Genomic DNA, 21,094 nt, shown 5'->3' with positions numbered 1-21,094 from the left:
TGTTTCCTGGGCGATGGTCGCGGCGTCTAGCTGTCGGCGCCGTCGCGGCTCAAGAGCCCGTATTTGCGCAGTTTCACGTAGAGGCTCTGGCGCGAGAGCCCCAGCATCTCGGCGGCGGCGACGCGGTTGTTGCGCGTCAGCTCGACCGCCGTCTCGATGCACATCTTTTCCACCACGTCCGTCGTCTCGGCGACAATGTCCTTCAGTGACGCAGTCCCGACCAATTCCATCACGCTGCGCACCGCGTCGTCCGATACGGCGACGCCGGGCTTGCGCACGACCTCCATCCGGCTGGCGTCGCGGATCACGAAGGCCAGCACCGGCGGCGTGTTGTCGCCCAGATATGTCGCCGAGATTTCGACCGAGACATGCGCGCCGTAATCGCCCGCCAGCTTGGTGGCGAACATCCGCATCTGCCCCGTGCGGGTCGCGTTTTCCACCAGGACCCGCAGATCGACGCTGCCGCGCACCAGGTAGTCGGCCAGCGACTTGCCCTTGACAGAGGACAGGTCCGAGGCGTCGGCGAGCCCGAGAAAGGCGTCGTTGGCGGTCAGGATGATCCCGTCGCGGTCGGCAAAGACGATGGCGTCCACCCCTTCCCGGAACAGCGCGGTCAACCCGGAGGTCAACTCGTCGGCCACGCTTTCCGCGGCCTCGGCGGTGTCGATCCGGCAGAGCAGCAACTGCTCGCCCGCGGCGCGAAAGGCCGTGGGCGTGACAAGTACGCGCTGCTCGGCCCGGCGCAGGTTGAGCTCCAGCGGGCGCACGGACTCGGCCTGAGCGGCTGCCGAAAGGCTTTGCATGAACTCGCCGCGCCGGCGGCCCTCGAACTCCTGCGAGAAGATCGTGCCGATCACGTCTTCGCGGGCCACGCCGATCAGAGCGGCCGCGGCGCTGTTGGCATCGATCACGCGTCCGGAATTGACCGAGACGAAGGCGAAGGCTTCGCGCGCCGCTTCGAGCAGCACGCGGTAGCGCGTGTCGTACTCGCGCTGGGTCTCGTAATCGCGTTCCAGCGCCATTTGCGCTTCGATCAGCTGCACCTGCATCTCGGCGATCGGGCGCAGGTCGCGGCCCAGCATCAGCAGGACGCTTTCGTCGGGGCCGATCCGGTGGAAGGAGTAGCGCACCGGGAAATCCCAGTTTTCACGGTCGGTGTGGTTGAGCTCGACCGCCTTGTCCGACTCGCCGCCGCCGGCAAAGATCTCCAGCATCTTCTCCAGCTTGGGCTGGCTGTCGGTGGTCAGGAAATCCCGCAGATCCAGGCCTTCCCAGTGGTCGAGCTTGCCAAAGCTGCGGTGCGCCTGGTTCACCAGTACCGACAGGACCCGCCCTTCCTGGGAGATGACGAGAGAAATGTCCGCCGCCGAGGCGATGATGTCGCCCAAGAGTTCGGGCGCGATCAGGGGGATCGCGCCGCTGCTCCAGTATTTCGTTCCGCGCGACGTCACGGTCTGGTCTCCGGTCCGCGGGACCGCCTCCTCATCAATCCGCCTCCGGCCGGGCGAGGGCGGCGAGGGCGGTTTTCAGACCGCACAGGCGAAGCGCCTCTTTCGGGTCAGAGGTGGCAAAATCCACCCCGGTCAGGGCCTTTACATCCTTCCCGCGCTCAAGAACGGTGCCGCCCAGAACGATGGGCGCAGCCCAGGCAGAGGCTTGCCGAACGTTCTTGACCAGATTGTGCAGCGAATCAAGCTTGGCGCTGGCCGACGCCGAGAGCGCGATCATGTCGAACCGGCGGGTGCCGAGCTTTTGCAGGATCTCGTCTTCGGGCAGGCCCAGGCACAGGCAGACCGACAGGCCCAGCCGGCGGAACTGGCTGGCCGCGGTCATGCCGCCGAGGGTGTGAAACTCGTCGAGGGGAACGACGATCATGATGTTGGGCGCTTTCGGGTCGGCCGCGCCATCCATCGTCCAGAGCCGCCCAAGGTCGCGCAGGATGGCCTGCAGCCGGGCAACCCCGATCGTCACCTCGGCAAAGCTGAGCTCGTCATCGGCCCAGCGCTGGCCCAGGGCGCGCGCCGCCTCGGGGATATAACCGTCGAGGATGATCGAGATGCTCAGCCCGTTGGCGCGCAGCTCGGCCAGCGCGCCGGCGTCGATGGTGGCGCTTCGCTGCAGGATCGCGGCGCAGAACTTGTCGAGGATCTCGCCATCGACGGCGTGGTCCGACAGGCTGGCCTTGGAGGCCAGGACGGACAGAACCTTGGAGGCCAGCGATTCGACCTCGTCATGAAGGTGCAGCGCATCGTGATGGGAGTGATGCGAAACCTCAGGCATCTGCGCCTCCTCTGCCTTGGTGGCCGCGCGCCGAGTCGCTTGGGCGGGCCGAACCGCGGTACGGGCCGGCCGGGCCGAAGTGGTGGGACATGTTGTCAAACAGGATTGACACCGCTAGCCTTGCCCTCGTTCCGGAATCACTCAATTCTTGAGCAACACCTTATAATTTAACCACTTTAATATCCGCCGCCTCGCATGTCTCTGGCACCGGACAGGTCGGAGTGTAAACTCAAAAAGTGTAAATTACAATTGACACTTTCTGGCGTCGGGCGCTAACTTGAGCACGCCACCGTCTGTCAGGGAGTCGGAGGATGTCTAAGCGCACGGAACGCGCCGCTGCCGCGGTCCAACTCTATACCGAAGAACAACGCCGTCGCCGGGACGAAACCGTCTGGACGGTCGTTCAGGGCGTTCTGGCGCCGCTTCAGTTCCTCGTTTTCCTGGTCTCGCTCGGGCTGGTTCTGCGCTACGTTTTCACCGGCGCGGGCTACGACGCGGCGACGATATCGATCATCGTCAAGACCGGCGTTCTCTACACTATCATGATCACCGGCGCGATTTGGGAAAAGGTCGTGTTCGGCCGCTACCTCTTCGCCCCCGCCTTCTTCTGGGAGGACGTGTTCTCGATGCTCGTGATCGCGCTGCACACTCTCTATATGTGGGCGCTGATCACCGGCAGCATCGGGCCCATGGGGCAGATGGGCATCGCGCTGGCCGCCTACGCCGCCTATGTCATCAATGCCGGCCAGTTCCTGTGGAAGCTCAGGATGGCTCGCCTGCAAGGCGCGCGGCAGGCCGAGGCTGCGGCATGACCGACGCCGCGCACCTTCCCCCGGCCCCCGCCCGCGGCTGCCGCGATGTGCCCGTCCTGAAAGAACGGGGACAGCGCGAGGTTTTTTGCGGACTGACCGGCATCATCTGGCTGCACCGCAAGATGCAGGACGCGTTTTTCCTGGTCGTGGGCTCGCGCACCTGCGCGCATCTGCTGCAAAGCGCCGCCGGCGTCATGATCTTTGCCGAGCCGCGTTTCGGCACCGCGATCCTGGAAGAGAAAGACCTCGCCGGGCTCGCCTGCGCCAACGAGGAGCTGGACCGCGAGGTCGACCGGCTGCTCTCGCGCCGGCCTGACATCCGCCAGCTTTTCCTCGTCGGCTCCTGCCCGTCTGAGGTGATTAAGCTCGACCTGCACCGCGCAGCCGAGCGGCTGACCCAGAAACACGCCCCCCATGTGCGGGTGCTGAACTATTCCGGCTCGGGGATCGAGACGACCTTTACCGAGGGCGAGGATGCCTGCCTCGCCGCCATGGTGCCGACCCTGCCCGATACCGACGAGCGGCAGCTCTTGATGGTCGGCGCGCTGCCCGACGTGGTCGAGGATCAGGCGCTGGGCCTCTTGCGCGACATGGGCGTGTCGCCCGTCCGCTGCCTGCCCGCGCACCGCGCGGCCGAGGCCCCTGGGGTGGGGGCCGGCACCGTTGTCGCCCTGACCCAGCCCTTCCTCAACGAAACCGCCGCGCATCTCGAACGCCGCGGCGCGCGCACCCTGCCCGCGCCGTTTCCCTTCGGCGAAGGGGGGACGACGGCTTGGCTGTGGGCCGTGGCGCAGGAATTCGGCGTGGATGCCGACACCTTCGCCAAGGTCACAGAGGCGCCCCGCGCCCGCGCCCGCAAGGCCATCGCCGGCGCGGCCGAGACGCTGAAGGACAAGTCGATCTTCTTCTTCCCCGACAGCCAGCTCGAGATCCCGCTGGCCCGTTTCCTGACCCGCGAATGCGGGATGAAGGCGGTCGAGGTGGGCGCACCCTTCATCAACAAGCAGATCGTCGGACCCGATCTCGACCTGCTGGCCGAAGGCCCCACGATCGCCGAGGGGCAGGATGTCGATCTGCAGCTGGAACGCTGCCGCGCGGCACGCCCCGATCTGACCGTTTGCGGCCTGGGTCTCGCCAACCCGCTTGAGGCAGATGGTCTGGCGACAAAATGGGCAATTGAGCTTGTCTTCACCCCCGTCCATTTTTACGAACAGGCCGGAGATCTTGCCGGCCTGTTCGCCCGCCCGTTGCGCCGTCGTGCGTTGCTGAGCGGTCTGGAAGGCGCGGCATGAAGCTGACTGTCTGGACATATGAAGGCCCGCCCCATGTGGGCGCGATGCGCGTTGCGACCGGCATGACCGGTCTGCACTACGTACTGCATGCGCCGCAGGGCGACACCTATGCCGACCTGCTGTTCACCATGATCGAGCGGCGCGGCCACCGCCCGCCGGTCAGCTACACGACCTTTCAGGCGCGCGACCTGGGCGCCGACACCGCGAACCTGTTCAAGACGGCACTGCAGGACGCCCGGGAGCGGTTCCAGCCGCAGGCGATGATCGTGGGTTCGTCCTGCACCGCCGAGCTGATCCAGGACGACCCGGAGGGCATGTCGGCGACGATGGACCTGGGCATCCCGATCATCCCGCTGGAACTGCCCAGCTATCAGCGCAAAGAGAATTTCGGCACCGACGAGACCTTCTTCCAGATCGTCAAGCGGCTGGCCCGCCCGATGGACCGCACGGCCCATGTCAGCGCCAACCTGATCGGGCCCACCGGCCTTGGCTTTCGCCACCGCGACGACATCGTCGAGGTCACCGCGCTGCTTGAGGAAATGGGCATCTCGGTCAACGTGGTGGCGCCGATGGGCGCCAGCCCGGCCGACATCGCCCGCATGGGCGCGGCCCATTTCAACGTGCTGATGTATCCCGAACACGCCGAGGCCGCCGCCCGCTGGGCCGAGCGCAACCTGGGCCAGCCCTACACGAAAACCGTGCCCATCGGCGTGGGCGCGACCCGCGATTTCATCCAAGAGGTGGCGCAGATCGCCGGCGTCGCCCCCAAGGCCGACGACGCGCGCCTGCGGATGCCCTGGTACTCGCAATCGGTCGATTCCACCTACCTGACCGGCAAGCGCGTGTTTCTCTTCGGCGATGCCACCCATGTGCGGGCGATGGCCCGCGTCGCCCGCGACGAGATGGGCTTCGAGGTGGTGGGCATGGGCTGTTACAACCGCGAATTCGCCCGCGATATCCGCGCGCTCGCCAAGGAATACGGGGTCGAGGCGCTGATTACCGACGATTACCTCGAGGTGGAACAGGCGATCGAGGAATTGGCGCCCGAGATGATCCTCGGCACCCAGATGGAACGCCATATCGGCAAGCGGCTGGGCATTCCCTGCGCGGTGATCTCGGCGCCGGTGCATGTCCAGGACTTCCCCGCGCGCTACAGCCCGCAGATGGGCTGGGAAGGCGCCAACGTGATCTTCGACACGCTGGTTCATCCGCTGGTGATGGGGCTGGAAGAGCACCTGCTGCACATGTTCCGTGAGGATTTCGAGTTCCACAGCGAGGCCGGCGCCTCGCACCATGGCGGCGCGGCCAAGCTGCGCGCGGTGGACGCGGCGCCGGAACCCGACACCGCCCAGCCCGGCGCCGCCCAGGCGCCCGCCGAGGGCGAGATCGTCTGGCTGTCCGACGCCGAGAAGGAGCTGAAGAAGATCCCCTTCTTCGTCCGCGGCAAGGCCCGGCGGAACACCGAGAAATTCGCGCTCGAAAAGGGCGTGTCCGAGATCAGCGTCGAAACCTTGTACGAGGCGAAGGCCCATTATGCGCGATGATCGCCATATCCCCGGCTACCGAGTTGTCATAGTCACGCTGGATTCCCATTCCGCCGGCCCCGCCGAACGTGTGACCGACCGCCTGGCCGACGATTTCCCCGGCCTGCGGGTCTCGGTCCACGCCGCCGCCACATGGTCGGAAAACCCCGATGCGCTGGCCCGCGCCAAGGACGACGTGCTCAACGGCGACATCATCCTGGTGAACCTCCTGTTCATCGAGGAACATATCAACGCCATCCTGCCCGAGCTTCAGGCCCGGCGCGACCACTGCGACGCGATGATCGGCATCATCGCCGACAAGCAGGTCGTGACCCTGACCCGGATGGGCGAGCTGGACATGTCCAAGCCCGCCTCGGGGCCGATGAAGCTTTTGAAAAAGCTGCGCGGCGGGGCCAAGGACGACGCGGGCCCCAAAAAGTCTGGCGGCGAAAAGCAGATGGCGATGCTGCGCCGCCTGCCCAAGATGCTGAAATACGTGCCCGGCAAGGCGCAGGACCTGCGCGCCTGGTTCATGACCATGCAGTACTGGCTGGGCGGCTCGGACGACAATGTCGAGCAGATGGTGCGTTTTCTCGTCTCGCGCTACGCCCACGAAGAGGCCTGGCGCGGCGGGCATTCCGAGGCGCCGGTCGAGTATCCCGAGGTCGGGCTCTACCACCCCGGCCTGCCGCACGGCATCACCACCGAGATCGACGACCTGCCAAGCCCGGACCAGCCCGTTGCGACCGTGGGCATCCTGATGATGCGGTCCTACCTTCTGGCCTCGGACACCGCCCATTACGACGCGGTGATCCACGCGCTGGAAGAGCGCAACATCCGGGTGATCGCCGCCTTTGCCGGCGGTCTCGACGCGCGCCCCGCGATCGACGCCTATTTCACCGGCGAGGAGGGCGTGCATATCGACACAATGGTGTCGCTGACCGGGTTCAGCCTGATCGGCGGGCCGGCCTATAACGACAGTGACGCCGCGGTCGAGGTTCTGAGCGGTCTGGACATCCCCTACATCGCCGCCCACCCGCTGGAATTCCAGACCCTGGGTCAGTGGAGCAAGTCCTCCGGCGGGCTCGGCCCCGTCGAAACCACCATGCTGATCGCGCTGCCCGAACTTGACGGGGCGATCTCGCCCACCGTCTTCGGCGGCCGCCACAGCCCCGAGGGCTGCACCGGCTGCGCGCATGATTGCAGCTGCAAGGGCGGCACCAAGGCGATGGCCGCCTGTTCGGAGCGGGTGACGACGCTGGCCGCGCGGGTCGAGCGTCTGGCCCGCTTGCGCCGGTCCGAAGTGGCCGAGCGCAAGGTGGGCGTGGTCCTGTTCGGCTTTCCGCCCAATGCGGGCGCTGTCGGCACGGCAGCCTACCTGTCTGTTTTCGAAAGCCTTTTCAATACGCTGCACCGGATGAAGGCCGAGGGTTACGACATGGGCGAGCTGCCCGCCTCGGTGGATGAGTTGCGCAACGTGATCCTGGAGGGCAACGCCAAGCAGTATGGGCAGGAGGCCAATGTCTGTGCCCATGTGCCGGCCGACGACATCGTGCGCGGCACTCCGTGGCTGAGCGAGATCGAGTCGGTCTGGGGGCCGGCGCCGGGCAAGATCCGGTCTGACGGGCGCGGCGTCTTCGTGCTGGGGCACCAGTTCGGCAATGTCTTTGTCGGGGTCCAGCCGACCTTCGGCTATGAGGGCGACCCGATGCGCCTGCTGTTCGAGCGGGGCTTTGCGCCGACCCATGCCTTCAGCGCCTTTTACCTGTGGCTCAAGAACACGTTCGGCGCCGATGTGCTGTTGCATTTCGGGATGCACGGGGCGCTGGAATTCATGCCCGGCAAGCAATCGGGTATGGGCGCGCGCGACTGGCCCGACCGGCTGATCGGCGACATGCCCAACGTCTATCTCTACGCCTCGAACAACCCTTCCGAGGCGACGCTGGCCAAGCGGCGGTCGAACGCGGTGACGGTCACCCACCTGACCCCGCCGCTCGCCTCGTCGGGCCTTTACAAGGGCCTGCAGGAGCTGAAGGACAGCCTGACCCGCTGGCGCCAGACCCTGCCCGACAGCCCCGACCGCGCCGACCTGGAAGAGCTGATCGCAATGCAGGCCGACGCCGTCGACATGGGCGGCACGCCCCCCGAGGACCTGTGGCTGAAGCTGCTGGAAACCGAGGACGCGCTGATCCCCGACGGCCTGCACGTCCTGGGCCGCGTGATCTCGGACGACGAGCGTGTCGAGCACCTGCGGGTGATGGCCGAAACCGACGACGACACCCGCGAGCGCGTCGATTACTGGCTGCAGCAGGACACCGAACTCCCCGCGCTGATGCGCGCGCTGGGCGGGCGCTATATCCGGCCGGTGCCGGGGGGCGACCTGATCCGCTCGGCCGAGGTGCTGCCCACGGGCCGCAACATCCACGCCTTCGACCCGTTCCGCATGCCGACCCTTTTCGCGATGCAGGATGGCGCGAAACAGGCGCAAAAGCTGCTGGACACGCACGCGTCGCTGCCGCGCTCGGTCGCAATGGTGCTGTGGGGGTCGGACAACATCAAATCGGACGGCGGCCCCATCGCCCAGGCGCTGGCGCTGATGGGCGCCAAGCCCCGCTTTGACAGCTACGGCCGCCTTTCGGGTGCCGACCTGATCCCGCTGGAGGAACTGGGCCGGCCGCGGATCGACGTGGTGATGACCCTGTCGGGCATCTTCCGTGACCTGCTGCCGCTGCAAACGCGGATGCTGGCCGAGGCCGCCTGGAAGGCCGCCATGGCCGAGGACGAGCCGCTGGAGATGAACTTCGTCCGTGCCCATTCGCTGGCCCATGCCGAGAAGATGGGCGTCGACATGGACACCGCCGCGCTGCGCGTCTTCTCGAACGCCGAGGGCGCCTATGGCTCGAACGTCAACGGGCTGGTCGACTCCGGCGCCTGGGGCGACGAGGACGAGCTGGCCGACGCCTACGAGGCGCGCAAGAGCTTTGCCTACGGGCGCGACGGCAAGTCGGCGGCCAACGCGGCGCTGCTTCAGCAGACACTCAAGGACGTGGATGTCGCCTACCAGAACCTCGAAAGCGTGGAACTGGGCGTGACCACCGTCGACCATTACTTCGATACGCTGGGCGGGATCTCCCGCGCGGTGAAACGCGCCAAGGGGAGCGAGGCCGCCGTCTATATCGGCGATCAGACCCGCGGCGAAGGCAAGGTGCGGACACTGCAAGAGCAGGTCGCCCTTGAAACCCGGTCGCGCAGCCTGAACCCGAAATGGTTCGAAGGGATGCTGCGGCACGGGCACGAAGGCGTGCGCCAGATCGAGGCGCAGGTCACCAACACCCTGGGATGGTCGGCAACGACTGGCCAAGTGGAGCCCTGGGTGTATCAGCGGCTGTCGGAAACCTTCGTCCTGGACGAGGAAATGCGCAAACGGCTGGCCAGCCTCAACCCGGCGGCCTCTTCCAAGCTGGCGAACCGCCTGCTGGAGGCGCATGACCGCAACTACTGGCAACCCGACGCCGAGACCCTGGCCGCCCTGCAAATGGCGGCCGACGAGCTGGAAGACCGGCTCGAAGGAATTGCGGCCGAATAGAGCCGCGACAGGAGGGAACATGAGCCCGAGAGATGAAATTCCGGTACTGAGAGGCGAGGACGGCGAAGGCTCCGTCCAGGTCCATCAGGACGAGACGATGAAGATCGAGGGGGCCAAGGTCTTTTCGGTCTACGGCAAGGGCGGGATCGGCAAATCGACCACGTCTTCGAACCTCAGCGCGGCGTTTTCCATGCTGGGCAAGCGCGTGCTGCAGATCGGATGCGACCCCAAGCACGACAGTACCTTCACCCTGACCGGCCACTTGCAGCCGACGGTGATCGACGTGCTGCGCGACGTGGATTTCCACCCCGAGGAGCTGCGCCCCGAGGACTTCGTGACCGAGGGCTTCAACGGTGTGCAATGCGTCGAGGCCGGCGGCCCGCCCGCGGGCACCGGCTGCGGCGGCTATGTCGTGGGCCAGACGGTGAAGCTGTTGAAACAGCACCACATGCTGGAAGACACCGACGTGGTGATCTTCGACGTCCTCGGCGACGTGGTTTGCGGCGGCTTTGCCGCGCCGCTGCAACATGCCGACCGCGCGGTGATCGTCACCGCCAACGATTTCGACTCGATCTACGCCATGAACCGCATCATCGCCGCGGTGCAGGCAAAATCGAAAAACTACAACGTGCGGCTCGCCGGCTGCGTCGCCAACCGGTCGGAAAATACCGACGAGGTCGACAGGTACTGCAACGTGGTGGGCTTCAAGCGCATCGCGCATATGCCTGCTGTCGATGCGATCCGCCGGTCGCGGCTGAAGAAGAAGACGCTTTTCGAGATGCCCGACGACGAGGACATCGTGCATTGCCGCGCCGAATATGTCCGCCTCGCCGAGACGCTGTGGAACGGTACCGATCCGCTGGCGCCCGCGCCGCTGCCCGACCGTGAGATCTTTGAATTGCTTGGGTTCGACTGATGGACAGCTACGCCCGCACCCGAGAACGGCTTGAGACCTACTTCGACCGCACCGCGTCGAAGACATGGGAACGGCTGACCTCGGACGCGCCCGTCTCGCGCATACGTCAAACGGTGCGCGAGGGGCGTGACCAGATGCGCGCGGCAATGCTGTCGCGCCTGCCGTCGGACCTGACGGGCAAGCGCGTGCTCGACGCCGGGTGCGGCGCCGGGCCGATGACGCTGGAACTGGTGCAGAAGGGCGCCGAGGTGACGGCCGTCGACATATCGCCCAGCCTGCTGGAGGTTGCGAAAAAGCGCATCCCCGACGGCTACCACTCACAGATCACCTTCGTCGCCGGCGACATGCTGTCCGACGCGCTGGGCCGGTTCGACTACGTCATGGCGATGGACAGCCTGATCCACTACAAGGCGCGCGACATCGCCGCCGCCCTGGGCACGCTTGCCTCGCGCACCGACGAGAAAATCGTCTTTACCGTCGCGCCCAAGACCGCGCTGCTGAGCGCGATGCATGTCTCGGGCAAGCTTTTCCCGAGGTCCGACCGCTCGCCGCGGATCATTCCCCATTCCGAGGCCGCCATCGCCAAGGCGCTGGAGAAAGCGGGCGTGCGGGGCGAACTCAACAGCGTGCTGCGCGTGAGCAAGGGCTTTTACATTTCCCAGGCGATGGAGCTTTGCAGATGAGCAAGAAGCCCCATCCGCTGACCCGCCTGACCGCCGAGTACCTGCCGTTTGCGGACGCAGCCTCGGAGGGTTTCCCGCTGAAGGACCTGCTGCGGCTGTCGCTGTTCCAGGTTTCGGTCGGCATGGCGACGGTCATGCTGTTGGGCACGCTCAACCGCGTCATGATTGTCGAGCTTTCGGTGCCGGCGATGGTGGTGGCCATCATGGTGGCGCTGCCGGTGCTGGTCGCGCCGTTCCGGGCGCTGATGGGGTTCAAGTCCGACACATACCGCTCGGCCATCGGCTGGAAGCGCGTGCCCTACATGTGGTTCGGCTCGCTCTGGCAGATGGGCGGGCTGGCGATCATGCCGTTTTCGCTGTTCATCCTGTCGGGCGACCAGACGCTCGGGCCCACATGGGCCGGCGAGGTACTGGCGGGTCTGGCCTTCCTCATGACCGGTCTTGGCATGCACATGACGCAGACGGCGGGACTTGCCCTCGCCTCGGACCGTGCGACGGACGAGACGCGGCCGCGGGTCGTGGCGCTGCTTTACGTGATGTTCCTGGTCGGCATGGGGGTTTCGGCGCTCATCATCGGCTGGCTGCTGCGCGATTTCTCGCAACTGCGGCTGATCCGCGTGGTGCAGGGCGCCGCGGTGGTCACCGTGGTGCTCAACGTCGTCGCGCTGTGGAAGCAAGAGCGGATGCGGCCGATGAGCAAGCAGGAGCGCGCCGCGCCGAAACCGCAATTCGCCGATGCCTGGGCCGATTTCGCCAGCGGCGGGCAGGCCGGGCGCCTGTTGGCGGTTGTGGCCATCGGCACGCTGGGCTTCAACATGCAGGACATCCTGCTGGAACCCTATGGCGGTGAAATCCTCGGCCTGTCGGTCTCGTCGACGACGATGCTGACGGGTATGTGGGCCGCCGGCGCGCTCGTCGGCTTCGGCCTGGCCGCACGCTGGCTGTCGGCGGGGATGAGCGCCTACCGCATGGCCAGCCTCGGCATCCTCGCGGGCATCGTCGGTTTCTCCGCGGTGATCTTCGCGGGTCCGCTGGTCTCGGCGCCGGTCTTCTTTGCCGGCGCGGGCAGCATCGGCTTCGGCGGCGGTCTCTTCGCCGTGGCCACGCTCACTGCCGCGATGACCATGCCCGTCGGCGGTGCCGCCGGGCGCGGTCTGGCGCTGGGCGCCTGGGGCGCGGCCCAGGCCACCGCTGCGGGGCTGGCCACGGCCTTCGGCGGCACGCTGCGTGACGCTCTGAACCATATCGCGCTTTCGGGCGCGCTCGGCGAGGGGCTCAACACCCCCGCCACCGGCTATGCCGCGGTCTACAACATCGAGATCGCGCTTCTGTTCCTGACACTCATCGTCCTTGGGCCGCTTATGCGGCACAGGGGTATCCAACCCAATCCCAACAGGGAAACCTCGGCCAAGATCGGGCTGGCCGACCTTCCCACCTGACCCGGAGGATCAAACCCATGGTGGCAACCTTCTTTGGAAATTTCGACCTTGCCAGTCTGTCGATCTGGCTGTTCTGGCTATTCTTCGCGCTGCTGATCTTCTACCTGCAGCGCGCCAACATGCACGAGGGCTTCCCGCTCGAGGACGAGAACGGTAACCCCGCGCCCAACCAGGGCCTGTTCCCGCTGCCTGAGCAAAAGACCTTCAAGCTGCCCCACGGCCGCGGCGAAGTGACCGTGCCCAACGGCAATCGCGACCCGCGCGCCATCGAAGGCCTGGCAATGAAGCAGCTCAACGGTAGCGGCGGCTTCCCGTTCGATCCCACCGGCGACCCGTTCGCCGACGGTGTTGGACCGGCTGCCTGGTGCATGCGCGAGGACGAGCCCGAACTTGACGGCAAGGGCCATCCCAAGATCCAGCCGATGGCGGTGCTCGACAGCTTCCACGTCTCGGCCGGGCGCGACCCGCGCGGCATGACGGTCGTCGCCGGTGACGGTGAGGCCGTGGGCAGCGTGGTCGACCTGTGGGTCGATGAGCCCGAGTCGATGATCCGTTACCTCGAGGTCGAACTCGACGCGGAGCATGGTGGCGGCAAACGCCTGCTGCCTCTGACCCTGGCCAGGGTCAGCTGGACCAAGCCGACGGTCAAGGTGCACTCGATCTATGGCAAGCACTTTGCCAACGTTCCCACGACCAAGTCGCCGACCCAGGTGACCAAGCTCGAGGAAGAGAAGATCTGCGCCTACTACGCCGGCGGCAAGCTCTACGCCGACATCGAGGAGCGGCTCGAGTCGCAAATCTGAGGATAAGGAAATGGCGCACGACGAATTCGAAGAATTCGAGCCCGTTCGCGGCCTGCCCGCGAAGCTCCCCGAGGGCGAGGAAATCCTCTGGCAGGGGGCGCCCGACTGGTGGGCGCTCGCCAAGGAGGGGCTCTCGCTTTACTGGGTGGCGGGGTATTTCGTCGTGCTCTTCCTCTGGCGGGCCGTGGTGGCGGCCGAAACCATGCCGGTTCCGACCGCCGTGGCCTCGGCCTCGATCTTCCTGCTTATGGGGGTGGCGGGCTGCGGGTTGCTGATGCTGATGGCCTTTTTGCAGGCGCGGGCCGCGGTCTACACGGTGACCAACAAGCGGGTCGTGCTGCGCATCGGCGCGGCGCTCTCGATGACGCTGAACCTTCCCTATACCTGGATCGGCAACGCCAACCTGGCCTTGCGGAAATCCGGCACCGGCACCATCGCCTTCGAACTGATGGGAACGCACCGGTTTTCCTACCTGATGTGCTGGCCTCATGTCCGTCCCTGGCGGATGGCCCGTACGGAACCCGCGTTTCGCTGCATCCCTGACGCGGCGATGGTCGCCAAGATCATCGCCGGCGCAGCGGAAACGCGGGTTGCCGAACCCAAGATCGCCCGCGTCAAAGATGACGCGGTCGCAGCGGAGTAACCCATGAAAGATCCGAAAAAACCCGTCCGCGGGCACCACCACGATGACGAGGAAATGATCCCGCCGGTGCTGCTCAAGGCGGTTTTCGCCCTGGTGCTCTGCTCGCTTCTGATCGTGGCCTATGCCAGGATCACCGACAGGCCGCTTTCCGCCAATCCCGACGACAGCGTGGGGATCGACAAGGAACGGCCCATCGTGCTGCAAGGCTCGATGTCCGGCTCGGCCACGGTGCTGACTCCGGAAGGCGAAATCATCGCCGAATACGCGGAAGACGAAGGCGGCTTTGTCGCCGGCGTCTGGCGGGTGCTGCAACGGGAGCGCAAGAAACACGGCGCCCCGCTCGACGCCCCAATCCGGCTGGTCCGCTTCAAGGACGGCCGGCTCTCTTTGCGCGACGATGCCACCGGCTGGCGCGCAGAGCTCATCGGCTTTGGTGCCGATAACGCGGCAGTTTTCGCGCGACTGCTGGACGACGTCGAGGGGTAACGGAACATGCCCCTCACCACAAAAAACAGGGAACCGAGAAATGGGACTATTTACCCGAGAAAAGGAGACTGCGCCCTGCACGGTTGAAGTCTCTCACAAGTTCGAAAGCCTTCACGCGCATGTACGCTTCAACAACGGGGCAGTCGTCTATCCGGGCGACGAGGTGCAGGTGCACGGCCCCGAGATCATGGCCCCCTACGGCGAGGTGGTGAGCGAGGACCGCACGGCGACGATCATGCGCGCCAGCGCGTTGGAACGTCTCTGGACGCGCATGACCGGCGATTTCGAGGTCATGGAGCTCTGTGAGTTCTCCTTCTCCGAGGAGGCCACGCTATGAACGTCCATACCGCAGATGCGACCACCGTCGAAGAGGGTCTCGCGATCCAGGAGAGCCAGGCCGTTCTCGACAGCGAAACCGCCACCGCCGTGGCGATGCAGGACACCCTGCTGACGCCGCGCTTCTACACCACCGATTTCGAAGAGCTCGACTCGATCGACGTCTCCCCCGTGCGCACCGACTGGGACGCGCTGATCGCCGAGATGAAGGCCGACCCCAACAAGGGCCACTTCAAGAAGGACGAGAACTGGGACACGGTCGACTGGGACGGTATGGAGCCGGCCCTGAAGAAAGAGTTCATCGACTTTCTCATCAGCTCGTGCACGGCCGAGTTTTCGGGCTGCGTGCTGTACAAGGAGATGAAACGCCGCGGCGCGAACAAGGACGTCACCGAGCTGTTCCAGCTCATGGCCCGCGACGAGGCACGCCATGCAGGGTTTATCAATGACGCGCTGCGCGAGGCCGGGATCGCGGTGAACCTGGGATTTCTGACCCAGAAGAAGAAATACACCTACTTCCGGCCCAAGTTCATCTACTACGCCACCTACCTGTCGGAAAAGATCGGCTATGCCCGGTACATCACGATTTTCCGGCACCTTCAGGAAAATCCCGAAAGACGCTTTCACCCGATCTTCAAGTGGTTCGAGGAGTGGTGCAACGACGAGTTCCGCCATGGCGAGGCCTTCGCGCTATTGATGAAGACCGACCCCAGGCTGACCTCGGGCGGCAACGTGCTGTGGATCAAGTTCTTCCTGACGGCGGTGTTCGCAACGATGCATGTGCGCGACCACCAGCGGCCGGCCTTTCACGAGGCGCTGGGCGTCGACACCGACTGGTACGGGCACGAGGTGTTCCGCAAGACCTCGGACCTGTCGAAGCAGATCTTCCCGATCACGCTGGACATCGACCACCCGCGCTGGGCGAAAGGGCTGAAGATGCTGCAGCGCGCCAGCGCCGACATGGACGCGGCCAAGCGCAAGGGCGGGCTGGGCGGCAAGCTGGCCGAGGCCTCGGCCGGCGCCCGGGCGGCGACGGCGTTTGCCATGCTCTACACCATCCCCGCCAAGCGCCATGAGGTGCCTGCCTCGACGCGTCTGGAGCCCGTCTACTGATGGGCGCGACCTGGGTCGCCGCGCTCTTGGCGCTGTTTATCTGGTGGTTCTCCACCGGGGCGATCCTGGTCATCGTCCGCCGCGCGGAACACCGCGGGCGGACGGCCCACCAGCGGGCCGCGCTCTTTACCCTGCCGGTGCTGGCCTTCGCCATCGCCGCCTTCGAGGTGACGCGGCACATGGAAACCGTCACCGCCTCTTACGGCGCCTTCCTGGCGGCCATCGGCATCTGGGGCTGGATCGAACTGGCCTTCCTGACCGGGGTGATCACCGGGCCGAACCGGCACCATTGCGACGACGAGGTGACGGGCTGGGAAAGGTTCGTGCGCGCCTACGGCACCATCGCCTATCACGAGACGCTCTTGGTGATCGTCGTCTTCGCCATGGTACTGACCAGCCAGGACGCGCCGAACACGGTCGGCCTGTGGACGTTCATCGTCCTGTTCTTCGCGCGCATCTCTGCCAAGCTGAACCTCTTTCTCGGCGTGCCCAAGATCAACACCGAGTTCCTGCCGACACCGCTGGCCCACCTGCCCAGCCATTTCCGCATCTCGAAGATGAACTGGATGTTCCCGATTTCGGTCTCGGCGCTCAGCTTTGCTGTCTATTGCTGGCTGGAACGCTTGATGGTCACCGCCGCGCCCCATGAACAGGTCGGGTTTGCCCTGCTATCGGCGCTGACGGCGCTGGCGCTGCTGGAGCACTGGCTGATGGTGCTGCCGCTGCCCGACGAGAAACTCTGGCGGTGGATGCTGCCGGCCCGCAAGACCAAGGAAAAGACAACCAAGATGACAGGGGGAGACGCCCATGGATTTTGAAGCTGCGTTCCAGGGACAGCTCGACGCGCTCAAGCAAGAGGGAAACTACCGGATTTTCGCCAATCTGGAGCGCCAGTGCGGCGCGTTTCCCCGCGCCAAGAACCGCGACGACGAAGACGACCGCGAGGTGACCGTCTGGTGCTCGAACGACTATCTCGGCATGGGCCAGCACCCCGAGGTGACGCGCGCCATGGTCGAGACGGTGGAACGCTGCGGCGCCGGCGCCGGCGGGACGCGCAACATTTCGGGCACCAACCACCACCACCTGTTGCTGGAGCGCGAACTGGCCGAGCTGCACGGCAAGGAGGCGGCGCTTCTGTTCACCTCGGGCTACGTGTCGAACTGGGCCGCGCTCTCGACCCTGGGCAGCCGGCTGCCCAACGCGGTGATCCTGTCGGATGCGCAGAACCACGCCAGCATGATCGAGGGCATCCGCCATTCCCGCGCCGACAAGGTGATATGGAACCACAACGACCCCGAGGATCTGGATCGCAAGCTCGCCGCGGTCGGCCCGGACCGGCCCAAGATCGTGGCGTTCGAATCCGTCTACTCGATGGACGGCGATATCTGCCCGATGGCCGAGATCGTAGAGGTCGCCGAAAAGCATGGCGCGATGACCTATCTCGACGAGGTCCACGCGGTCGGCCTTTACGGCGCCCGCGGCGGCGGGATCTCCGAGCAGGAGGGGCTGGCCGACCGGATCACGCTGATCGAGGGCACGCTGGGCAAGGCGTTCGGTGTGGTCGGCGGCTACATCACCGGCTCGGCCGCGCTCTGCGATTTCATTCGCTCCTTCGCCAGCGGGTTCATCTTCACAACCGCGCTTCCCCCCGCGGTCGCGGCGGCGGCCACCGCCTCGATCCGGCATCTAAAGCTCAGCGACTGGGAGCGGCAGAAACAGCGGCGCAACGTGGCGCGCCTGCGCGCGCGTCTCGATGCCGAGGGCATCCCGCATCTGCCCAACCCCAGCCACATCATCCCGGTCATGATCAAGGACCCGGTGAAATGCCGGATGATCAGCGACATCCTGATGGAAGAGTGGGGCATCTACGTGCAGCCGATCAACTACCCCACCGTGCCCAAAGGCACCGAGCGGCTGCGCATCACACCCTCGCCGCTGCACACCGAGGCCGATATCGACCATCTGGTCGCGGCGCTGTCCACGCTCTGGCAGCAGTGTGCCATTTCACATGCAGTCGCCTGAATTTGTCGTGTGAAGCGATTGACGCCGACCGGCCGGCGCTACATGGTACCCGCGGTTGTTTTGAAGTCAGGGAGAGACGCATGAAAATGAACCTGGTGCTGGCCGCCGCGATGAGCCTTGCCGCCGCCGCTCCCGTCTTGGCCGAGAGCCATGGCGGCATGGTCGAGGCGTCGGGCGACGCCGCTGCCGGCGAGAAAGCCTTCCGTCAATGCATCGCCTGCCACGTCGTCGAGAACGACGAGGGCGAAACGCTGGCCGGCCGCGCCGCCAAGGTCGGACCCAACCTTTATGGCGTCGCCGGGCGCCAGGCCGGTCATATCGAAGGTTTCCGTTACTCCAAGTCGATGGAAGAAGCGGGAGAAGAGGGCCTGGTCTGGACCGAGGAAGAGTTCGTCAGCTACGTGCAGGACCCGACCTCCTACCTGCGCGAGTATCTGGATGATGCCAAGGCCCGCGGTGCGATGACCCACAAGGTCCGCAAGGAGCAGGAAGCGATCGACGTCTACGCCTATCTTGCAGACCTCGCCAAGTAATCGCTTTTCGGTATGACGAAAGGGCCGCCGGTTTTTCGGCGGCCTTTTTGGTTTTCGGCTCAGCGCGGGATGTGGCGATCGAGAAACGCCATGATCGGCTCGGTCACCGGGCCGGGGGCCTCTTCGTGCGCAAGATGCCCGAGTTCGGGAAACTCGGCCAGTTCGGCCCTGGGCATCCGCTCGGCCGCGCGCCGTGCCTCGCGGGGCGGGACGGCGTGGTCGCGCGCGCCGGTGATAAAGAGACAGGGCGTGTCGATGTCCGGCAATTCGGCCTGCAGCCCGTCCAGCGTCCATTGCGCCATCATGGTCAGCGCCGCGTCCACATGGTGGCGGTCCGAGATCAGCCGATGATAAAGCGCCAGCCCCTCGGGGCTGAGTTCGCTGCCGGTCGAGCCGATGAGCGCGCGCACGCTGGCCTCCGACGCGGTGAACCGGGCGAACATGGAGGCGGTGAACGGGTTGAGCGACAGCATCCGCGCCGTCATCGGGAAAAGCCACCCGGCCATGCCGGCGAAATTGGCCAGCGCCGCGTTGATGCCGACGATGGCCCGCGGCGGCTGGGGCAGGTGCCTGACCATGCGCAGCGCGATGGCCGCGCCCGCGGAATGGCCGACGATGGCCTCTGGCGTCAGCCCCTCGCTGGCCATCAGCGCGGCGATGTCCGCGCTCATCGGATCCAGCCCGCAGCGTTGCCGCGCGCCCATCTTGGTAAAGCCCTGTCCGGGCAGGTCGAGCGCGACCACCCTGTACCGCTCTGCCAGGATCGGCAGCACGTCGCGCCAGCTGTGGGTCGCGCCCCCGGTGCCGTGCAGCAGCAGAACCAACGGGCCCTCGCCGGCCTCTTGCACATGCCAGTAGTGGGGCCGGTGGCGCACGAAACGCGAATACTGGCGGTTGGGCCAGTCCGCGCCGTCGCGCCGCCAGTCCATCGGCTCAGGCGTCCAGAACCGCCGAAACCGCCGAGGACAGGCGGTTGGCATCGGCACGGGGCAGGGGAATGTACGGCGCGCCCATCGCATCGGCCAGCACCTTGAGGCTGCGCTCGGGACGCATCCCCATGTCGATCACCATGCCGGGCAGGTTGTTCAGCCGCAGCGCCTGGGCCATGCGCGTGGCGTCTTCGGCGGCGATGGCCCGGTTGGCGGTGCCCTCAAGCGTGATGTTGGCCCGCCCGTCGGTCAACAGCGCCACGGTGGGCGTCATGCCCCGCCCCGACGCGGTGGTCGCCACCTCCAGCGCCAGCCGCAGCCCCGCGGCCAGCGGCGTGCCGCCGCCGCCGGGCAGCGCGGCCAGCCTCCGTTTCGTCTGTACCAGCGACCGGGTGGGCGGCAGCAGCAGCTCGGCCCCCTCGCCGCGAAAGGCCACCAGGGCCACGTGGTCGCGCCGGGCGTAGGCCTCGGCCAGCAGCAGCTCGACTGCGCCCTTGGCCTCGGCCAGGCGCGTCATCGCGGCCGAGCCCGAGGCATCGACCACGAAGATCAGCAAACGGTCGCTCTTTTCCTCGTAGCGTTTCACGCGGATGTCGTCGGTGCGGATATGCAGCTTGCGCTCGATCAGCGAGTCGCGGCGGCGGATGGTCTGCCACGGCGCGGCGGCGCGGAGCGTCGAGATGATGTCGACGCGGGTCTGCCCGTCGATCCGGCCCCGGCGCGACGGGATCGGCCGGCCGCGCCGGTTGCCCTTGCGCTTGGCGCCTGCGCCCGCGCCGCCCTGGCCACGCTGGGCCTTGCCGGCGGCAAGCTGGGCCAGCAGGTCGGCGGGCAGCGCGGCCTGGGCGGCCTCCAGCAGGATGTCCTGCAGCGGCAGGTCGTCGAGCGATTGCTCGCCCTCGTCGCCACCGTCGGGGTCGTCCTGCGGGTCCTCGGGCGGGGGCGGGGTGTCGTCCTCAGGCGGCTCTTCGGGCTCGGGCTCGGGGAACTGGGTGGCGCGAGGTGCGAGCACCAGCTCGACCGCGGCGGCCACGTCGTCGGTCTCGACCTCGCTCTGCCCGGCCAGCGCGGCCAGCGCCTTGGACATGCGCAGCGCCAGCATGGGTGCGCGCAGACTGTCGATGCCCAGCCGAACGGCCACGATGGTGAGGTCTTCCAGGATGCCCGGCGCGGCGCGCACCGCCGCCAGCCGTGCCCGCGCGGCGGCCAGCCCCTCGGGGTCCAGCTCCAGCGGATCGGTCTCGCCCCAAGGCAGCGCGTCGAGGTCGACATGCACGCCCAGCCGGTCATTCAGCGCCACCGGCAGCGCCTCGTCGGGCTCGGCGCCTTCGTCGAGCGCGACCAGGCAATGGCCGATATTCTGGTCGAGCGCCCCGGCCAGCCGCGCGGCGAGGCCCGGCGTCGCGCGCTCGGCCATTGGCAGCACCAGGAGCGCGGGCTTGGCCAGGATGCCGGCCCGTTCCACCACCTTGCCGGAGGCCAGCGTCGCGGCCAGGTCGATGCCGCCGAAAAGCTGTTCGTCGCCGATCGAGGGGTGCAGCCGGCGCTGGGGCAGGGGGATGACCGACAGCCCCGCGACAACGCGGTCGCGCACCGGGCCGGACCGGGCGCGCAGCCACATGCCGCCCAGGCCAGCGGGATCGACGGCCAGCGCAGCCAGCGCCGTCTCCACCCGTTCCCAAGGCGACATCGGCGTTG

Annotated in this window: 19 protein-coding genes; 15 read left to right on the top strand and 4 right to left on the bottom strand. The window is 66.6% G+C overall.

Annotation, left to right across the window (positions count from 1 at the left end; translation table 11 throughout):
* Positions 1-26 precede the first annotated feature (26 nt).
* Both ppsR and Ga0609869_RS05015 read right to left on the bottom strand, forming a co-directional pair.
* On the bottom strand, positions 27-1,451 hold the full coding sequence (gene ppsR, locus Ga0609869_RS05020; protein ID WP_125406084.1) for a transcriptional regulator PpsR: 1,425 nt from the start codon (positions 1,449-1,451) through the stop codon (positions 27-29).
* A gap of 34 nt (positions 1,452-1,485) precedes the next feature.
* Entirely contained in the window at positions 1,486-2,280 is a 795-nt protein-coding gene (locus Ga0609869_RS05015; RefSeq protein ID WP_125406087.1) for a cobalamin B12-binding domain-containing protein, read from the bottom strand.
* A gap of 311 nt (positions 2,281-2,591) precedes the next feature.
* On the opposite strand from Ga0609869_RS05015, the gene bchF reads away from it, so the two are divergent.
* The 15 genes from bchF (at position 2,592) to Ga0609869_RS04940 (ending at position 18,467) form a co-directional block, all read left to right on the top strand.
* Positions 2,592-3,092: a 2-vinyl bacteriochlorophyllide hydratase gene (gene bchF / locus Ga0609869_RS05010; protein WP_125406090.1), complete on the top strand. Its 501-nt coding sequence runs from the start codon at positions 2,592-2,594 to the stop codon at positions 3,090-3,092.
* The gene (locus Ga0609869_RS05005) at positions 3,089-4,384 is read left to right on the top strand and encodes a ferredoxin:protochlorophyllide reductase (ATP-dependent) subunit N (protein WP_125406093.1); all 1,296 of its coding nucleotides are present in this window, start codon (positions 3,089-3,091) and stop codon (positions 4,382-4,384) included. Before bchF ends, Ga0609869_RS05005 begins: the two co-directional genes overlap by 4 nt.
* A complete protein-coding gene (gene bchB, locus Ga0609869_RS05000; protein WP_125406096.1) occupies positions 4,381-5,928 on the top strand; it encodes a ferredoxin:protochlorophyllide reductase (ATP-dependent) subunit B in 1,548 nt (515 codons plus the stop codon). Before Ga0609869_RS05005 ends, bchB begins: the two co-directional genes overlap by 4 nt.
* Positions 5,918-9,493 (top strand): magnesium chelatase subunit H, encoded by a 3,576-nt coding sequence (locus tag Ga0609869_RS04995; RefSeq protein ID WP_125406099.1) that lies wholly within the window; start codon positions 5,918-5,920, stop codon positions 9,491-9,493. The genes bchB and Ga0609869_RS04995 overlap by 11 nt, the downstream gene beginning before the upstream one ends.
* 19 nt (positions 9,494-9,512) lie before the next feature.
* Positions 9,513-10,409, top strand: a complete 897-nt coding sequence (gene bchL, locus Ga0609869_RS04990; protein WP_125406102.1) for a ferredoxin:protochlorophyllide reductase (ATP-dependent) iron-sulfur ATP-binding protein — start codon at positions 9,513-9,515, stop codon at positions 10,407-10,409.
* Positions 10,409-11,092: a magnesium protoporphyrin IX methyltransferase gene (gene bchM / locus Ga0609869_RS04985; protein ID WP_125406106.1), complete on the top strand. Its 684-nt coding sequence runs from the start codon at positions 10,409-10,411 to the stop codon at positions 11,090-11,092. The genes bchL and bchM overlap by 1 nt, the downstream gene beginning before the upstream one ends.
* On the top strand, positions 11,089-12,531 hold the full coding sequence (locus Ga0609869_RS04980; protein WP_125406109.1) for a PucC family protein: 1,443 nt from the start codon (positions 11,089-11,091) through the stop codon (positions 12,529-12,531). Before bchM ends, Ga0609869_RS04980 begins: the two co-directional genes overlap by 4 nt.
* A gap of 17 nt (positions 12,532-12,548) precedes the next feature.
* Entirely contained in the window at positions 12,549-13,334 is a 786-nt protein-coding gene (gene puhA / locus Ga0609869_RS04975; RefSeq protein ID WP_125406112.1) for a photosynthetic reaction center subunit H, read from the top strand.
* 10 nt (positions 13,335-13,344) lie between these two features.
* Complete coding sequence (gene puhB, locus Ga0609869_RS04970) at positions 13,345-13,977, top strand: photosynthetic complex putative assembly protein PuhB (RefSeq protein ID WP_125406115.1); 633 nt, start codon at positions 13,345-13,347, stop codon at positions 13,975-13,977.
* A 3-nt stretch (positions 13,978-13,980) separates the two neighbouring features.
* The gene (gene puhC, locus Ga0609869_RS04965) at positions 13,981-14,463 is read left to right on the top strand and encodes a photosynthetic complex assembly protein PuhC (protein WP_125406118.1); all 483 of its coding nucleotides are present in this window, start codon (positions 13,981-13,983) and stop codon (positions 14,461-14,463) included.
* 40 nt (positions 14,464-14,503) lie between these two features.
* On the top strand, positions 14,504-14,800 hold the full coding sequence (locus Ga0609869_RS04960) for an O2-dependent cyclase accessory protein (RefSeq protein WP_125406122.1): 297 nt from the start codon (positions 14,504-14,506) through the stop codon (positions 14,798-14,800).
* On the top strand, positions 14,797-15,912 hold the full coding sequence (gene acsF / locus Ga0609869_RS04955) for a magnesium-protoporphyrin IX monomethyl ester (oxidative) cyclase (protein WP_125406124.1): 1,116 nt from the start codon (positions 14,797-14,799) through the stop codon (positions 15,910-15,912). The genes Ga0609869_RS04960 and acsF overlap by 4 nt, the downstream gene beginning before the upstream one ends.
* Positions 15,912-16,730, top strand: a complete 819-nt coding sequence (gene puhE / locus Ga0609869_RS04950; RefSeq protein ID WP_125406127.1) for a putative photosynthetic complex assembly protein PuhE — start codon at positions 15,912-15,914, stop codon at positions 16,728-16,730. The genes acsF and puhE overlap by 1 nt, the downstream gene beginning before the upstream one ends.
* Complete coding sequence (gene hemA / locus Ga0609869_RS04945) at positions 16,720-17,934, top strand: 5-aminolevulinate synthase (protein ID WP_125406130.1); 1,215 nt, start codon at positions 16,720-16,722, stop codon at positions 17,932-17,934. The genes puhE and hemA overlap by 11 nt, the downstream gene beginning before the upstream one ends.
* An 80-nt stretch (positions 17,935-18,014) precedes the next feature.
* Complete coding sequence (locus Ga0609869_RS04940; RefSeq protein WP_125406133.1) at positions 18,015-18,467, top strand: c-type cytochrome; 453 nt, start codon at positions 18,015-18,017, stop codon at positions 18,465-18,467.
* Between the two features lie 59 nt (positions 18,468-18,526).
* On the opposite strand, the gene bchO is transcribed toward Ga0609869_RS04940, so the two are convergent.
* Positions 18,527-19,396 carry an alpha/beta fold hydrolase BchO gene (gene bchO / locus Ga0609869_RS04935; RefSeq protein ID WP_125406136.1) on the bottom strand — a complete coding sequence of 290 codons (870 nt, stop codon included), beginning with the start codon at positions 19,394-19,396 and terminating at the stop codon, positions 18,527-18,529.
* Positions 19,397-19,400: 4 nt separating this feature from the next.
* A complete protein-coding gene (locus Ga0609869_RS04930; RefSeq protein ID WP_125406357.1) occupies positions 19,401-21,086 on the bottom strand; it encodes a magnesium chelatase subunit D in 1,686 nt (561 codons plus the stop codon).
* Positions 21,087-21,094 lie beyond the last annotated feature (8 nt).

Source organism: Rhodovulum iodosum (assembly GCF_041020385.1).
GTDB classification, from domain to species: domain Bacteria; phylum Pseudomonadota; class Alphaproteobacteria; order Rhodobacterales; family Rhodobacteraceae; genus Rhodovulum; species Rhodovulum iodosum.
Note: the sequence above shows the minus strand (reverse complement) of the source record. Positions and strands in the feature narration are given on the sequence as shown.

Bases quoted from the DNA above. Each gene is read 5' to 3' on its own strand.
- Ga0609869_RS05015 (WP_125406087.1), bottom strand. From the start codon at position 2,280: ATGCCTGAGGTTTCGCATCACTCCCATCACGATGCGCTGCACCTTCAT.
- bchF (WP_125406090.1), top strand. From the start codon at position 2,592: ATGTCTAAGCGCACGGAACGCGCCGCTGCCGCGGTCCAACTCTATACC.
- Ga0609869_RS05005 (WP_125406093.1), top strand. From the start codon at position 3,089: ATGACCGACGCCGCGCACCTTCCCCCGGCCCCCGCCCGCGGCTGCCGC.
- bchB (WP_125406096.1), top strand. From the start codon at position 4,381: ATGAAGCTGACTGTCTGGACATATGAAGGCCCGCCCCATGTGGGCGCG.
- Ga0609869_RS04995 (WP_125406099.1), top strand. From the start codon at position 5,918: ATGCGCGATGATCGCCATATCCCCGGCTACCGAGTTGTCATAGTCACG.
- bchL (WP_125406102.1), top strand. From the start codon at position 9,513: ATGAGCCCGAGAGATGAAATTCCGGTACTGAGAGGCGAGGACGGCGAA.
- bchM (WP_125406106.1), top strand. From the start codon at position 10,409: ATGGACAGCTACGCCCGCACCCGAGAACGGCTTGAGACCTACTTCGAC.
- Ga0609869_RS04980 (WP_125406109.1), top strand. From the start codon at position 11,089: ATGAGCAAGAAGCCCCATCCGCTGACCCGCCTGACCGCCGAGTACCTG.
- puhA (WP_125406112.1), top strand. From the start codon at position 12,549: ATGGTGGCAACCTTCTTTGGAAATTTCGACCTTGCCAGTCTGTCGATC.
- puhB (WP_125406115.1), top strand. From the start codon at position 13,345: ATGGCGCACGACGAATTCGAAGAATTCGAGCCCGTTCGCGGCCTGCCC.
- puhC (WP_125406118.1), top strand. From the start codon at position 13,981: ATGAAAGATCCGAAAAAACCCGTCCGCGGGCACCACCACGATGACGAG.
- Ga0609869_RS04960 (WP_125406122.1), top strand. From the start codon at position 14,504: ATGGGACTATTTACCCGAGAAAAGGAGACTGCGCCCTGCACGGTTGAA.
- acsF (WP_125406124.1), top strand. From the start codon at position 14,797: ATGAACGTCCATACCGCAGATGCGACCACCGTCGAAGAGGGTCTCGCG.
- puhE (WP_125406127.1), top strand. From the start codon at position 15,912: ATGGGCGCGACCTGGGTCGCCGCGCTCTTGGCGCTGTTTATCTGGTGG.
- hemA (WP_125406130.1), top strand. From the start codon at position 16,720: ATGGATTTTGAAGCTGCGTTCCAGGGACAGCTCGACGCGCTCAAGCAA.
- Ga0609869_RS04940 (WP_125406133.1), top strand. From the start codon at position 18,015: ATGAAAATGAACCTGGTGCTGGCCGCCGCGATGAGCCTTGCCGCCGCC.
- bchO (WP_125406136.1), bottom strand. From the start codon at position 19,396: ATGGACTGGCGGCGCGACGGCGCGGACTGGCCCAACCGCCAGTATTCG.
- Ga0609869_RS04930 (WP_125406357.1), bottom strand. From the start codon at position 21,086: ATGTCGCCTTGGGAACGGGTGGAGACGGCGCTGGCTGCGCTGGCCGTC.